We start from the raw sequence: 14,752 nt of genomic DNA on the forward strand, positions 1-14,752 counted from the left end.
GACGGCGGACCGCTCAGCGCTTGCGGTCGGCCGCGTCGAGCGAAATGGCTTTGCGGACCGCTTGGCGGGCGCGGCGGCGGTCCCCCGCGGCGTCGTACGCCAACCCCAGCCGATACCAGGCGCGCCAGTCGCCGGGGTGAGCCTCGACGTCGGCGCGGTAGGCGGGGAAGAGCAGATCGGCGTCGTCGCGCGTCGCCCTCCCGCTCGGCCGCACCTCGATCTCCTCGTGCGGCAGCGCGCCCTCGGCATCCAGCGTCTCGCCGAGCTTCTGCGCGCGGACGCCGAACCACAGTTCACGGCCGATCGCCCATAGCGCCAGGAGCGGCAGCACGAGGAGGGCGACGCCCATCGCGACGCCGACGCCGTCGCCACTGGTCAGAAGCACGATCGCACGCTGACCGGCCAGAACGACATAGAGCAACAGCAACGCCGTCATGACGGCGACGGCGACACGCGTCCTCATGCGCTGGTGACGCCGGCGACCTGACCCGACACGTCTTGATCCGCGACCGGCGCTTCCGGACGCGCGGGGCGCGTGCGCACCCCGATGTCGATGAAGCTGTCGAGTCCGATCACCACGCCGCGGGCCTCACGAGCGGCCGCCATCGCGATCCGGATGCCGGGAGCGTAGGCCGTCGCCGGATCGATGGTGTCGTGCACGATCGTCAGCGACTCCCCCGCCCCCGAGAGGACGGTCTCCTGCCGGGCGATGACACCGGGCCGCCGCAGCGAATGGATCGGAACCGAGGCGACCTGCTGACCGCGGGCGCGTTGATCCACGTGCGGCGACTGCACCGGCCCCACCTTCTCGCGGGCAGCGGCGATGAGTTCGGCCGTCCGCACCGCGGTTCCGCTGGGGGAATCGACCTTCGTCTCGCGATGGGCCTCGACGATCTCGATCGAGGGGAAGAAAGGGGCCGCGGCGGCCGCGAGCGCACTGCCCACGACGGACCCGAGCGAGAAGTTCGGGATGAACACGACACCGGTGCCGCTGGCATCCACGAGCGGTCGCACGAGGGCGATGCGCTCATTCGACCAGCCGGAGGTTCCCACGAGCACGTTGATGCCGCGCTCGATGGCCGCACGCACCACGTCGATCGAGACCGCGGGGGTGGACGCGTCGATCACCAGGTCGGCGCCGTCGAGCTCGGCGAGGTCTGAGCCCGAGCCGAGCACCGCCGAGACCTCGTACCCCTCTTCGGCCTCGACGACGTCACGGATGACTCCGCCGAGCTTCCCGGTTCCGCCCACGATGGCAACGCGTGTGGTCATGCTGCCAGCCTAAGTGGCGGCACGGTGAGCGGGCCGGTCCTGTCCACAGACGCGCCGAGCCGGCCCTCGCCTAGCATCGGAGGGTGGTCTCGATTCGCACCTCCCCCGTCGATGCTCCGGACGCCCACGCACTGCTCGTGGAGTACTTCGCCCTCCGCGCCTCGATCTTCCCCGGTGGTCCCGGCGCCTACCGGACGGTCTTCCCGCTCCCCGCGACGTTCGTCGAGCCCGCCGGTGTCTTCGTCGTCCTCGACGACGACGAGGGACGGCCCGTCGGGTGCGGCGGAATCCGACGCATCGCCGATGGACCGGACGGCCCCCGCGATGAGGTGAAGCACCTCTTCGTCCGCGACACCGGCCGCGGGCGCGGGTGGGGACGCCTCATCCTCGAGGATCTCGAGCGCCGTGCGCGCGAGCGCGGCGCCGCCGAACTCGTGCTCGACACCCATCACACCCTGGATGCCGCCGGAGGGCTTTACGCACGATCGGGCTTCCACGCGATCCCCGCGTACAACGACAACACGAACGCGACACGCTGGTACGGCAAGTCGCTGTGAGTCGCGCGGTCGTCGAAGCGCCGCGCGCGTTCTAGACCGGCAGCGGGTCGACCAGCCCGGTGCGCAGCTCGACCGGCAGGTGCGACAGGTCGTTGTGCGACAGCAGAGTCCAAGGTCGGCCCTTCTTCTGCGCGATGACGGTCAGGCCGCAGTAGGCCTGGTTGATCGTCATCCACCGCCAGTCGGGGGCCTGCAGCACTTCGCGGACGAACCACGCGATCACGAAGTTGTGCGTGATGAGGAGCTCATGCACCTCCCCCGTCTTCCGAGCGAGGAACTCCGCGGTCGCGTCGGCCATCTGCGCGCGCCCCGCCTCCACCTCCGCCTCGGTCACGGCGCCGAAGAACGGCTCGTACGCGGCCGGGGTCTCGGGCGTCATCCCCGTCGGCACGCAGTCGAAGAGCAGAGCGGATGCCTCGGGCGACACCGACGGCAGGCGTTCGGCGACCGCACGGGCCGTCTGCGCGGCGCGCTCGAGAGGCGAGTGCCACACGGCATCCAACGGCAGCCCGGACAGGCGGTCGGCCAGCAGCCCGGCCTGACGCTGACCGCGCGGAGACAGTGGCCCGTCGGTGAGTCCGTGCTCGGCATCCTGGTGCTCGCCATGGCGCACCAGGTAGATGTAGTGCGTCACGTCAACTCACCTCGTCGTCAGTGTGCGGGCCCCCCGCAAAACACTTCCAGCCTACGTCACACCCCCGACACGCGGCCGGTCAGTCCGCGGCGCGGGCGATGTCCGACAAGTGTGCCCGGCTCAGACGCACGCCGACCGCGCGCATGCATTCCACGACGTGGCGCGGCGCGAAAGCGTTCACGATCGGAGCCGTGACCACTTTCTGCGCGAGCAACCAGGCCACCGCGACAGCGGCATCCGGAATCCCCAGCTCTTCGCCGATCGCGTCGAGCGCCCGCAGCACCCGCGAGCCGCGGCGATTCAGATTCGCGGCCAGCTGCGAGCCGCGCACCGAGCTCGTCTGCTGCCCGCGCGTCCGAGTCTCGCCCGCGAGGAAGCCGTGCGCGAGGGGGTGCGAGGGTGTCACCGCGATGCCCTGCGCGGAGGCGATGAGGCGAAGGTCGCCGTCGAACTCGTCGCGCCGCAGGACGTTGTAGGGCACGTCGAGCACCGTGACCCGCGGGTAGCCGGCCGAGGAGAGGATGCGCGCTTCCACCAGCTGCGCCGCGGTGTAGCCGTGGGCCCCGATCGCGCGCACCTTGCCGCTGTCGACGAGCCACTCGCACGTGGCGAGGGTGTCTTCGAGCACCGCCGGATCACCGCGCACGGAGTCCAGCGACAGCACGTCGATGCGATCGGTGCCCAGGCGACTCAGCGACCCCTCGACGGCCCGAACGAGGTTGACGGCACCGAGTCCGGGGTTGTCGGGGTGTCGCCCCACCCGCACCGTCAGGACGGTGTCCTCGCGCGTCCGGCGCGATTGCATCCAGGAACCGATGATGTACTCGCTGCGACCGGCGGCGTAGCTGTCGGCGGTGTGGACGGCGTTCCCGCCGAGCTCGACGTAGGTGTCGAGGATGTCGTGACTCACCTTCGCGTCGACGTTCCACCCGAACTCGCCCCCGCCCAGGAACAGCGGGAAGACATCGAAGCCCGTCTCACCGAGGGGAACGCGCACGTGGGAGCCGAGGCCGGGCCCCTGAAGAGTCACCGGTGCGGACGGGTGCGGCACACGATTCCGACGCAGGGGCGGCGGCGCCGTCTCGTCGACGCCCGAGCCGCTCATCGGCTTCTCCTCGTGCGCCGGAGACCGGACGCCGGCGGCGCCCGCTTCGCCCCCCGACGCGTATTTCGAGGGTAGGGCCTGGCCGGCCGGTGGCTGCCGATTCTCCCGGCTCGGCGGTAAACATTGCATAACGCTTGGTGTCACGCGCATCGCACGCACGCGGAGCGGCAGAATGCACGGATGCCCGCCCCGCACGAAGCGGGACGGGCATCCGGTGACGCGGGATCAGCCCTCGGCGGGAGCCTCGGGGCCTTCGCTGGCGGCCGCGGAGCTCTGCGTGTCGGCAGGCTCCGGGGTGGTGGCTGCCTCGTCGAGCACGGGCTCGAGCGACAGCTTGCCGCGGTCGTCGATCTTGGTGATGCGCACCAGGATCTTGCGGCCGACCGACAGGACGTCTTCGACGTTCTCGACGCGCTTGCCGCCGGCGAGCTTGCGGACCTCGCTGACGTGCAGCAGGCCGTCCTTGCCGGGCAGGAGCGAGATGAACGCGCCGAACGTCGCGATCTTCACGACCGTACCCAGGAACTGCTCGCCGACCTCGGGGTTGGTCGGGTTCGCGATCGCGTTGACCTGCGCACGGGCAGCCTCGGCCGAGGGGCCGTCGGTCGCGCCGATGTAGACGGTGCCGTCCTCCTCGATGGAGATGTCGGCGCCGGTCTCGTCCTGGATCGCGTTGATCGTCTTGCCCTTGGGGCCGATCAGCTCACCGATCTTGTCGACCGGGATCTGCACGCTGATGACGCGGGGCGCGGTGGGCGCCATCTCGTCGGGCGCGTCGATCGCCGCGTTGAGCACACCGAGGATCGTGAGGCGCGCCTCGCGGGCCTGCTGCAGCGCCGCGGTGAGCACCGACGACGGGATGCCGTCGAGCTTGGTGTCGAGCTGGATCGCCGTGACGAACTCGCTCGTACCCGCGACCTTGAAGTCCATGTCGCCGAGGGCGTCTTCGGCGCCGAGGATGTCGGTCAGCGCGGCGTAGCGCGTCTGACCGTCGACCTCGTCGGAGACCAGACCCATCGCGATGCCGGCGACGGGGGCGCGCAGCGGCACACCCGCGTTCAGCAGCGAGAGGGTCGAGGCGCAGACCGAACCCATCGAGGTGGAGCCGTTGGACCCCAGCGCCTCGGAGACCTGACGGATGGCGTACGGGAACTCCTCGCGGCCGGGGAGCACCGGGACGAGAGCGCGCTCGGCGAGGAAGCCGTGCCCGATCTCGCGACGCTTCGGCGAGCCCACGCGCCCGGTCTCACCGGTCGAGTAGGGCGGGAAGTTGTAGTGGTGCATGTAGCGCTTGCTCGTCGTGGGCGAGAGCGAGTCGATCTGCTGCTCCATCTTGAGCATGTTCAGCGTGGTGACGCCCAGGATCTGGGTCTCTCCGCGCTGGAAGATCGCCGAGCCGTGGACGCGCGGGATGACCTGCACCTCGGCGTCGAGCGGGCGGATGTCGGCGAGGCCACGACCGTCGATGCGCACACCCTCGGTGAGGATGCGACCGCGCACGATCTTCTTGGTGACCGACTTGTACGCCGCGGAGAACTCCAGCGGCGCGCCCGCGGGAAGCTCGCCCGCCTCGACCGCGGAGATAAGATCGGCCTTGACGCGGTCCTTGACGGCGTCGTCGGCGTTCTGCCGCTCCTGCTTGTCGGCGATCTGGTAGACGCCGACGAGGTCGTCGTACGCGCGGCCGGCGACGAAGTCGTAGACCTCGGAGCTGTACGCGGGGAAGACCGGGTAGGGCTGGATCTCCTTGGCGGCAGTGTTCGCCACGACGTTCTGCGCGGCGACGAGCTCGCGGATGAAGGGCTTCGAGGCCTCGAGGCCCTCGGCCACGACCTGCTCGTTCGGCTTGGTGGCGCCGCCCTTGATGAGGCTCCAGCTGCCCTCGGTGGCCTCGGCCTCGACCATCATGATCGCGACGTCGCCGTCCTCCAGGACGCGACCGGCGACGATCAGGTCGAAAACGGCGTCCTCGAGCTGCGCGGCGGTGGGGAACGCGACCCACTGGTCGGCATGCTCGCCGTGACCGGGGATGAGCGCGAGGCGCACACCCGCGATGGGGCCCGAGAACGGCAGACCCGAGATCTGGGTCGACAGCGACGCGGCGTTGATCGCGAGGGCGTCGTAGAACTCGCCCGGCGCGATCGAGAGCACGGTCACGACGATCTGCACCTCGTTGCGGAGGCCGTCGACGAACGACGGGCGCAGCGGACGGTCGATGAGACGGCACACGAGGATGGCCTCGGTGGACGGGCGACCCTCGCGGCGGAAGAACGAGCCGGGGATCTTGCCGGCGGCGTACGAGCGCTCCTCGACGTCGACGGTGAGCGGGAAGAAGTCGAAGCCTTCACGCGGGTGCTTGCCGGCGCTGGTGGCCGAGAGAAGCATGGTCTCTTCGTCGAGGTACGCGGCGACCGAGCCCTGCGCCTGCTGCGCGAGACGACCGGTTTCGAAGCGAACCGTGCGGGTACCGAAACGGCCGTTGTCGAGAACGGCCTCTGCGGCGGTAATTTCCGGACCTTCCAAGAGGTCCCTCCTTCTTTGTTTAGGCTCGCCGCCCCGTGTGGGCGACGAGCAGACATGCGAAGGAGCAGGAACAGGCAGAAAGGGCGCGCCGACACGTCGACCCGGAAATCCCGGCGACTGGCCACCAGTAGACGACCACCCGGCGTCATGACGGGGAGTCCACCACAGGGGACCAGCGTCTGCCGGCCTGCTCCGTGAGCTCATCTTGAGTTGAGCGGATGCCATGGCGGCACCCTCCGAGAGCCTATCAGGGCGGGGCATCCGCCGGTGGTTCTGCGGCGAGGCGTGCCGTACCCTCGCCTCATGGGCCTCAGACGTCACACGCGTCACATGGTTCTGGCGTGTGCCCTGGCGTGCGGCGCTGCCATCGCCGCACCCGCGACCGTCGCCACCGCGACGCCTTCTCGCCTCGTCGCGGCGGAGGACGGGGATGCCGCCGTGCGGGAGATCCAGAGCCAGCTCGATGCCGCGGAGGCAGCGGCGTCGGCCGCGTCGCGCGACGCGCTCGACGCCTCGGCGATCGCCGAACGCACGCGGCTTCTAGCCGAGAGCACTGCGGAGCGAGCGGAGGCGCTGACCGCCCAGAGCATCGCCGCCGACGCGGCGGGGGCGGCGGCGAGCGCGCGCGCGGGCGCGAGCGCGTCCCGCCTCTACCGCACGACGGCCGGCGGACCGCTCGTCGCGCAATTGCTGACCACGGCCGACCCGGAGTCGCTGCTGCAGCGCCTCGGCATCCTGGATCGGGTGACGACGGTGACGGCTCGCACGGCGGGCGAGGCCCGCAGCGCCGCCGACGTCGCCGCGTCGCTGCGCGCACAGGCGGACGCCGCACGGGTCGAGGCCGCCCGCCTGGCGAGCGCAGCGGAGACGACCGCCGCCGAAGCGCGGGCACGGGCGGATGCCGAGGCGACCACGGTCGCGCAGACCCGGACCGAGCTCGACGACCTTTTCGGCCGGTTGGCCGCGCTGCGCGCGACTTCGGTCGCGCAGGAACGCGCCGCGCGTCTGGCCCAGCAGACCGCGGCGCAAGCGGCCGCACCGGGTGGGGCGACCGGGGGTCAGAGCGGTGCGCCGGCGGGCGGCGGGTCCGCCGTCGGAAACGGCGGCGGTTCGGGTTCAGGCCCGTCCGGCGGGTCGGGTTCGCCCGGCTCGTCCGGCTCGTCCGGCGGAACGGGTGCCGGCGGGTCCGGCTCGACGGGAGGATCGGGCTCCGGCGGGTCGACTTCCGGTGGATCCGGCTCCGGGTCGGGGGGAACCACCGCACCGCCGGGATCCACCATGACTCCCGCGCAGGCCCGCGACCACGCCCGTGGCGCCCTCGGCGGCTACGGCTGGGGAGACGATCAGTTCTCCTGCCTCGTCTCACTGTGGAACCGGGAGTCGGGGTGGCGCGCCGACGCCTACAACCCGTGGAGCGGCGCCTATGGCATCCCGCAGGCACTCCCGGGAGACAAGATGGCCGCGGCCGGTCCGGATTGGCGCACGAACGCCGCGACCCAGATCGCGTGGGGCCTGTCGTACATCACGTCTCGTTACGGCTCCCCCTGCGCCGCGTGGGCCCACTCCGAGTCCACCGGCTGGTACTGACGCGCCCGGCGATCACGACGAGGCGCGCTGCCGCTGTCGGTCGCCGCGCGTGGGCAACTCGACGTAGCCGGTGTGCTTGGGAAGGATGCCATCACCCGCGGTCCGTCCACGGACGCGCCGCCACACCCACGGCAGGGCGTCACGCGTGAGCCAGCCGGGCTGCGGCACGTCGTCGTCGGCGTGGAGCGCCTCGTCGAGGCCGGACAGCTCCCCCGCGTCCGGCACCCCGAGGGCCTCCGCGGCGCGGTAGGCCACCAGACGATGCCCGCGCGAGCGCAGGTGGACGAGGTCGTCGGCCCACAGCGGAAGGTCGCCGATCTCGGCGACCGCCTCGAGGTCGAGCAGGATCGCGCCGTGCGCGCGGGCGATGCGCCGCAGCTCGACGTTGTACGCCGCGAAGCGACGGGCGAAGATGCGCGCCGCCGCGCGTCGGGGCAGGAACGTGGTGGCCAGGAGCACGTCGGCACCGGTGCGGCGAACGGCCCGGACGGCCGACTCGACCTCGGCCACGAGGGCGGGGATCACCGGCGCGGGCCCGACGAGGTCATTCGCCCCGATGAGGATCGACACGAGATCCGGCTCGAGCGCGAGGGCCGCGGGGATCTGCTCGTCGATGAGGTGCCGCACGCGGCGGCTGCGCACCGCGAAGTTCGCGTACCGGAAGGGGCCCTCGTCGCTCGTGTGCGCCAAGAGCTCGGCGAGACGGTCCGCCCAGCCGCGGAATTGCCCGGTGGGCATGCGCGAGGCGTCGCACAGCCCCTCGGTGAGGGAGTCCCCGAGCGCGACGAAGCGCGTCCAACGACCGCGCGACCGGGGGGCGGGCACTTCGGGGCGCGCTCCCGAACGCACCAGCATCCCGTCGTCCATGGAGCGCAGCGCCGCCGCCTCGCGGTAGTGCCCCACCAGGTCGCCCGTCAGCGCCTCCCACGTGCGTCCGGCAACGGCGTCCCGCGCCGCGCGCGCGAACGCTCGGCGCTTGGACTCGTCGCCGACGAGGTCGGCGACCCGGGCCCGCAGATCCTCGAGGTCACCCGGACGGTAGAGCCAGCCGTCGACGCTCGAGCGCACGAGGTCCAGCGGCCCGCCGACGCCCGTCGCCACGACGGGCACGCCGCTGGCGAGGGCTTCCTGGATCGTCTGTCCGAACGTCTCGCTCTCCCCCGGATGGACGAACACGTCGAACCCGGCCATCGTCGACGCCAGCGCCTCCCCTGAGAGGTGTCCGGTGAAGACGGCATCCGGGATCGCCCGCTCCAGCGCGGGGCGGGAGGGTCCGTCGCCCACGATCACCAGACGCGTGCCCGGGAGGTCGGCGAGCGCGCGCAGATCGTCGACCTGCTTCTCGGGGGCGAGTCGCCCCACGTATCCCACGATGCGTTCCCCGGACGGGGCGACGGCGGCGCGCCAGGCCTCGTCGCGGTGCTCGGGGGCGAAGCGGATGGCATCCACTCCCCTGCCCCACCGGCGCACGCGGTCCACGCCCAGCCCTTCGAGCTGCCGCATCGACGCCGACGACGGCGCGAGCGTGAGCGTCGCGCGGCGGTGCAGCCGCGTGACGTGCCCCGCAACGAGAGCGGTCGCCTGCGGGAGTCCGTACTTCTGGGCGTACGCGATGACATCGGTCTGGTAGACCGCGACGGAGGGGATCTTCAGCGCATCGGCGGCGGCGAGGCCCTGCCAGCCGAGGACGAACGGGGATGCCAGGTGCACGACGTCGGGGCGGAACTCGCGCAGCAGGGCACCCAGGCGTGCCGCGCGCGCGAACACCACGCGGACCTCGGGGTAGGACGGCAGCGGCACCGACCGGAGCAGTTCGGTGCGGGCGCCGTGCAGGTCGGCGGTGACGTCGCCGGATTTGGGGGCGATCACGAGCGTCTCGTGGCCCGCCTCCGCCAGATGGCGCAGGACATGGAGAACGGAACCGGTGACCCCGTTCATGTGCGGGAGGAAGGACTCGGCCAGCAGCGCGACTCTCACGCCTCCAGGGTGGGACCCCGCGACACGTCGTGGTGTCGATCACGGCCCGACGTTCGCGATGTTCACCGGATGCTCCGCGTCGCGTCACCACCGCGTGGGCGCCGCGTCTCGATCGACGACCGAGAGTGACGGGGTGGACGGGATCGACGCAGGGCTCGAGGCGATCGCGGCGAGCCCGTGGGCGCTGCCCGCGATGGCCGTCCTGGTGCTGGCGGATGCGTTCCTCGTGGTCGTTCCGGGAGAGGCGGCCGTCACCGCCTTCGGCGCCCTCGCCGTGGCCCACGGCGCCCCTCCGCTGGCGGCGGTCATCGCGGTCGCGGGGGCAGCGGCGTTCGGCGGCGACCTGTGCTGCTACCTCGTCGGGCGGGCGGTGGGAACGCAACGCTGGGCATGGATGCGCGGACCACGGGTCCGTGCGGCACTGGAATGGGCGCGTGCACGGCTGGAACGCAACGCCGCGGTGGTGCTGTTCACCGCGCGCTTCGTGCCGTTCGCGCGGCTCGCGGTGAACCTCGCCGCCGGCGCCGCCCGCGTGCACCCGCCACGCTTCCTGGGCATCGCCGCGGTCGCGGCCCTGGCGTGGGCGACGTATCAGGCGGTCATCGGCGCGGTCGTCGCCGCTCTCGTACCGGGCGGGCCGGTGGTGGCGGTCGTCGTGTCGGTCGTCGTTGCGGTCGGGATCGGGGTCGGCATCGACGTCCTGCTCGCGCGGCGCGCTCGACGGCGTGCCGCGCGGGAGGGGTCGGCGTAGTCGTCGGGACCGGCCCTCCGGGGCGCCGATGTCGATGTCGCGAGCGCGGATGGCTCCCGGCGGGCTTCAGCCGAGCGCGAGCGTGCGTTCGGCGGCATCCTCGAGCTCATCGCCGTACGCCGGCCCGTGCCCCGCCGCATGGACGGCGAGCGGATGCAACTGGTGGACGGGCACCCTCTGCTGCCACCCCGCGCGGAGGGGATGCCGACGGTCATAGGCCGCGAGGATCCGGTCGAGGAACGGGCAGCCGAACAGCGCGAGCATCGCGAGGTCGGTTTCGCGGTGGCCACCGTGCGCCGCCGGGTCGATGAGCACGACGCCCCGGTCCGACCACAGCACGTTCCCCGCCCACAGGTCGCCATGCAGGCGGGCGGGTGCGTCGTCGTCATCGAAGGCGCCGGCCGCGATGAGCGCGCAGGCCCGCCGGACCGTCCGCGCCCCGGCGTCCGAGAGGTTGCCCGCGGCGACGGCGGGGTCGAGGAAGGGCTCCACGCGCTGTGCGGCGTAGAAGCGCCCCCACGTCGGCTCGGGTCGCGCCGGCTGCGCGCGGCGCCCGATGAAGATGTCCCCCGCCCAACCGGGTGGCGGCGCACCGAACGCCGCAGCACCCGCGTCGTGGGTGGCGGCGAGCGCAGCGCCGAACTCCTCTGCCGCCGCCGCGGTCGGACGTACGGCTTCGATCCGCTCGAGCGCGATGCGCGTCGGACCGGCCTCGAGCACCTGGACCACGCGGGCGCCGCCCGCGTCGGCGAGCCAGCGCAGCCCGGCCGCCTCCGCCGCGAAGAAGTCCTCGGGCGCGTCGTGCCGTGTCTTCACCAGCCGTTCCATCGGTCCAGTCTGTCGCGATGTCGGAGGGCGCGGGCACGATGGGACCATGAGCGACGGCTACGACCCCGATTTCCTCGGCATCCCCCTGCGCCTGCCCTCACCCGAGGTCGAAACGATCCGGCTCGATTACCCGCGCTTCTCGGTCCTGCTCGATCCGGTGCGGCGCTTCGCCGCTCTCACGGCGGTCGTCATCGACGGGGCGACCCTGCGCGACGTGCCGCGGTCGGGCGAGTGGCGGCTCGATCCGCGGGCACCCGAGTCCCAGGCCGGCCCCGACGTCTACAGCCGCAACGACCTCGACCGGGGCCACCTGGTGCGCCGACGTGATCCCGGATGGGGCACGGTGTCGGAGGCTCGGGATGCCACGGCCGCCACGTTCTTCTACACCAACGCCGCTCCGCAGGCGGCGGGCTTCAACCAGTCGAAAGAGCTCTGGCTCGGGCTCGAGGACCACGTGCTCGCCTACGCCGACAGCACCGACCAGCGCCTCGCGGTGTTCACGGCGCCCGTGCTCGACGACGCCGATCCGCCCTACCGCGGAATCCGAGTGCCTTTGCGGTTCTGGAAGGTCGCGGCCTGGCGTTCGCCCGAGGGCCTCGCCGCCGCGGGGTTCGTGCTCGATCAGACCGCCCTCGTCGACACCCGGGAGGGGCTGACGGTGGCCCCGCTCGGCGCCTTCCGCACGTTCCAGGTGCCGATTCGAGAGATCGCGGCTGAGGCGCGCATCGACATGGGAGACCTCGCCGGCGCCGACGTGCTCGCTCGCGCCGGCGCACGAGCGACCGGCGCCCGCGAGGTGGGGGCGCCGTCCGACATCGTGCTCTGACCACCGCGGCGGCGTTTCGACGCCCGGTCCGCTCAGTGCACGCGCACGGCGTGCAGCACCGTATCGACGGCCGGGTGGGCGTGCCCCTCGCGCAGCTCGGCGTCCGCCGTGCCGCGAGTGACGCGCTCGCACCGCTCGACGCGGAAACGCTCGTCGAGTGCCCCGCGGAGGAGCTCCGGCGTGAAGAGGATCGCGGGATCGGACGGTCCGTGCCCGCCGGCGGCGATGTTGTCGACGTCGTGACCGACCACGACGAGCGTCCCGCCTACCGCGACCCACTCGGAGATACGGGCGATGGCCGACGCGTTGTCCGGAAGGTGGAGGTAGCACGCGACGACGAGATCGGCGGATGCCGCCGGCTTCCAGTCGTGCACGTCGGCGCGCACCCACGACACGGCGTCACCGCCGCTTCGAGCCGCGGCGATGGCCAGCGCCTCCGCCGAGAAGTCGACGCCGGTGACGGCCCAACCGCGCTCCGCCAGCCAGCGGGCCGTGCGCCCGTCGCCCGTGGCGACGTCCACCGCCGTGCCCGGACGAAGCGCCCGCGCGATGTCGCGGACCACGGCGGGCGGCTGGCTCGCCCACACCCCGCCCGCGGAGGCGCGGTATCGCTCGTCCCACTGCGCGGCATCCATGCCCTCACCCTAGAGCCGGCGGCCCGGGCGGCACGAAGCCCCGCCCTCCTGAGGAGGGCGGGGCTTTGTGCGGATCACTCGCCCGACAGGCCGCCGAGCAGGTGGCCGAACGACTTCCCGGCGCCGAGGTAGGACGACGGGTCGTACGGGTCGGCATCCTGCACCGGTTCTCGCGCGGCGATCGCATCGGCGAACTCCCGCGCGGCGCGGTCGACACGCGCACCGAGCGGGGCGACCTCGTCGGCGTTGGCTCCCCAGTCGCTGGATGCCGCGAACACCCCGGTCGGCACGGGATTGGCGTGCAGGTAGGTGAACAACGGCCGGATGGCGTAGTCGATCGCGAGCGAGTGGCGCGCAGTCCCCGCGTTCGCCCCGATGAGCACCGGGGTACCGCTGAGGGCCTGCGGGTCGAGCACGTCGATGAACGACTTGAACAGTCCCGAGTAGCTGGTCGAGAAGATCGGCGTCACCGCGATGACACCGTCGGACGAGACCACGGTGTTGATCATCTGCTCGAGAGCGGGCGGCGCGAACCCCGTCAACAGGTTGTCGGTCAGTTCGTGGGCGTAGTCGCGCAGCTCGAAGACGTCGCTGGTGGCCTCGATCCCGCGTTCGCGCAGCTCCGCCAGCGCGGCGTGCGCCAACCGGTCACCGAGCATCCGCGTCGAGGAGGGGGTGGACAGTCCCGCGGTCACGACCGCGATACGGCGGGCGGCCATGTCAGGCCCCCACGCGCGTCGCGGCCGCGCCGAAGGCGCTGCCGGCCTTCGCCGGGGCGTCCTGGTAGGGGCTTCCCGCAACCATGTTGTCGCCGCGGTTCGCGCCGGGCACGGCCTGGCGCGGAGCGGCGCCGGCGTAGATCTTCTCGACGAGGTTCGCGTGCGTCGGGGCGTCGGGCACCTCGGCCGGACGGTTCTTCTGCAGCTCCTTGCGGAGCACCGGCACGACTTCGCCACCGAGGATGTCGAGCTGCTCGAGCACCGTCTTGGTCGGGAGTCCCGCGTGGTCGATGAGGAACAGCTGACGCTGGTAGTCGCCGAACGTCTCGCGCATGGCGGCGTACCGGTCGATGATCTGCTGCGGCGAGCCGACGGTCAGCGGGGTCATCTCACTGAAGTCCTCGAGGCTCGGGCCGTGGCCGTAGACCGGAGCGTTGTCGAAGTAGGGACGGAACTCGCGCACCGCGTCCTGCGAGTTGGCCCGCATGAACACCTGGCCGCCGAGCCCGACGATCGCCTGCTGGGGCGTGCCGTGGCCGTAGTGGGCGAAGCGCTCGCGGTACAGCGTGATGAGGCGCTGGTAGTGCTCCTTGGGCCAGAAGATGTTGTTGGCGAAGAAGCCGTTGCCGTAGTACGCCGCCTGCTCGGCGATCTCGGGGGTGCGGATGGAACCGTGCCACACGAACGGCGGAACACCGTCCAGCGGCCGCGGAGTCGAGGTGAAGCCCTGGAGGGGCGTGCGGAACTTCCCCTCCCAGTCGACGACGTCCTCGCGCCACAGCTTGTGCAGAAGGTCGTAGTTCTCGATGGTCAGCGGCAGCCCCTGGCGGATGTCCTTGCCGAACCACGGGTAGACGGGACCGGTGTTGCCGCGGCCGAGCATGAGGTCGGCGCGTCCGCCCGACACGTGCTGCAGCATCGCGAAGTCTTCGGCGATCTTGACCGGGTCGTTCGTGGTGATGAGGGTCGTGGACGTCGTGAGGATAAGCCGCTCGGTCTGGGCGGCGATGTACGCGAGTGTGGTGGTGGGCGACGACGACCAGAACGGCGGGTTGTGGTGCTCGCCGAGAGCGAAGACGTCGAGACCCACCTCTTCGGTGTGCTTCGCGATCGTGAGCGTGTCCTTAATGCGCTGGGCTTCGCTCGGGGTCTTGCCGGTGGTCGGGTCCTGGGTGATGTCGCTCACCGTCATGACACCGAACTGCATCCCGGGCCAGTTGTTCGTCTCGTTCACGATGCCCCTCCTGTTTCTATGCACCTGAATATACCTAGGAGAACGTTCGGCCGCGCGATCTATTCCCTACCCCATCGGCATCCGATTCTTCCCCCCGTAGCCCC

Annotated in this window: 14 protein-coding genes; 4 read left to right on the plus strand and 10 right to left on the minus strand. The window is 71.7% G+C overall.

All coding sequences use genetic code 11. From position 1 onward, the window contains the following. Positions 1-13: 13 nt before the first annotated feature. Positions 14-463, minus strand: a complete 450-nt coding sequence (locus MHY30_RS09455; RefSeq protein ID WP_239276645.1) for a tetratricopeptide repeat protein — start codon at positions 461-463, stop codon at positions 14-16. Then, on the minus strand, positions 460-1,272 hold the full coding sequence (gene dapB / locus MHY30_RS09460) for a 4-hydroxy-tetrahydrodipicolinate reductase (RefSeq protein ID WP_239276646.1): 813 nt from the start codon (positions 1,270-1,272) through the stop codon (positions 460-462). The genes MHY30_RS09455 and dapB overlap by 4 nt, the downstream gene beginning before the upstream one ends. Positions 1,273-1,355: 83 nt before the next feature. Here dapB and MHY30_RS09465 point away from each other — a divergent pair, with 83 nt between their 5' ends. Beyond that, on the plus strand, positions 1,356-1,829 hold the full coding sequence (locus MHY30_RS09465; RefSeq protein WP_239276648.1) for a GNAT family N-acetyltransferase: 474 nt from the start codon (positions 1,356-1,358) through the stop codon (positions 1,827-1,829). 31 nt (positions 1,830-1,860) lie between these two features. Here MHY30_RS09465 and MHY30_RS09470 read toward each other — a convergent pair whose 3' ends face one another. The 3 genes from MHY30_RS09470 to MHY30_RS09480 all read right to left on the minus strand — a co-directional run bounded on the left by MHY30_RS09470 (position 1,861) and on the right by MHY30_RS09480 (position 6,091). Next, on the minus strand, positions 1,861-2,463 hold the full coding sequence (locus MHY30_RS09470; RefSeq protein ID WP_239276649.1) for a histidine phosphatase family protein: 603 nt from the start codon (positions 2,461-2,463) through the stop codon (positions 1,861-1,863). 79 nt (positions 2,464-2,542) lie between these two features. After that, positions 2,543-3,568 (minus strand): aldo/keto reductase, encoded by a 1,026-nt coding sequence (locus tag MHY30_RS09475; protein ID WP_239276650.1) that lies wholly within the window; start codon positions 3,566-3,568, stop codon positions 2,543-2,545. Positions 3,569-3,793: 225 nt separating this feature from the next. Beyond that, positions 3,794-6,091: a polyribonucleotide nucleotidyltransferase gene (locus tag MHY30_RS09480; RefSeq protein ID WP_239276652.1), complete on the minus strand. Its 2,298-nt coding sequence runs from the start codon at positions 6,089-6,091 to the stop codon at positions 3,794-3,796. Positions 6,092-6,394: 303 nt separating this feature from the next. Here MHY30_RS09480 and MHY30_RS09485 point away from each other — a divergent pair, with 303 nt between their 5' ends. Further along, the gene (locus tag MHY30_RS09485; RefSeq protein WP_239276654.1) at positions 6,395-7,678 is read left to right on the plus strand and encodes a hypothetical protein; all 1,284 of its coding nucleotides are present in this window, start codon (positions 6,395-6,397) and stop codon (positions 7,676-7,678) included. Positions 7,679-7,690: 12 nt separating this feature from the next. Here the strand turns inward: MHY30_RS09485 and MHY30_RS09490 are convergent, their stop codons facing one another. Beyond that, entirely contained in the window at positions 7,691-9,655 is a 1,965-nt protein-coding gene (locus MHY30_RS09490) for a glycosyltransferase (protein WP_239276655.1), read from the minus strand. A gap of 133 nt (positions 9,656-9,788) precedes the next feature. Here MHY30_RS09490 and MHY30_RS09495 point away from each other — a divergent pair, with 133 nt between their 5' ends. Next, positions 9,789-10,406: a DedA family protein gene (locus MHY30_RS09495; protein WP_239276656.1), complete on the plus strand. Its 618-nt coding sequence runs from the start codon at positions 9,789-9,791 to the stop codon at positions 10,404-10,406. Between the two features lie 66 nt (positions 10,407-10,472). Here MHY30_RS09495 and MHY30_RS09500 read toward each other — a convergent pair whose 3' ends face one another. Next, positions 10,473-11,234: a fructosamine kinase family protein gene (locus tag MHY30_RS09500; protein WP_239276658.1), complete on the minus strand. Its 762-nt coding sequence runs from the start codon at positions 11,232-11,234 to the stop codon at positions 10,473-10,475. Positions 11,235-11,280: 46 nt separating this feature from the next. Between MHY30_RS09500 and MHY30_RS09505 the strand changes: the two genes are divergently transcribed. After that, a complete protein-coding gene (locus MHY30_RS09505) occupies positions 11,281-12,060 on the plus strand; it encodes a DNA/RNA non-specific endonuclease (protein WP_239276659.1) in 780 nt (259 codons plus the stop codon). Positions 12,061-12,092: 32 nt separating this feature from the next. On the opposite strand, the gene MHY30_RS09510 is transcribed toward MHY30_RS09505, so the two are convergent. The 3 genes from MHY30_RS09510 to MHY30_RS09520 form a co-directional block, all read right to left on the minus strand. Then, the gene (locus MHY30_RS09510; protein WP_239276661.1) at positions 12,093-12,695 is read right to left on the minus strand and encodes a bifunctional 2-polyprenyl-6-hydroxyphenol methylase/3-demethylubiquinol 3-O-methyltransferase UbiG; all 603 of its coding nucleotides are present in this window, start codon (positions 12,693-12,695) and stop codon (positions 12,093-12,095) included. 74 nt (positions 12,696-12,769) lie between these two features. Beyond that, positions 12,770-13,414, minus strand: a complete 645-nt coding sequence (locus tag MHY30_RS09515) for a CE1759 family FMN reductase (RefSeq protein WP_239276662.1) — start codon at positions 13,412-13,414, stop codon at positions 12,770-12,772. A 1-nt stretch (position 13,415) separates the two neighbouring features. Next, complete coding sequence (locus tag MHY30_RS09520) at positions 13,416-14,621, minus strand: LLM class flavin-dependent oxidoreductase (RefSeq protein WP_239276666.1); 1,206 nt, start codon at positions 14,619-14,621, stop codon at positions 13,416-13,418. Between the last annotated feature and the right edge of the window lie 131 nt (positions 14,622-14,752).

The organism is Microbacterium sp. ACRRU (assembly GCF_022346945.1).
GTDB classification, from domain to species: domain Bacteria; phylum Actinomycetota; class Actinomycetes; order Actinomycetales; family Microbacteriaceae; genus Microbacterium; species Microbacterium mcarthurae.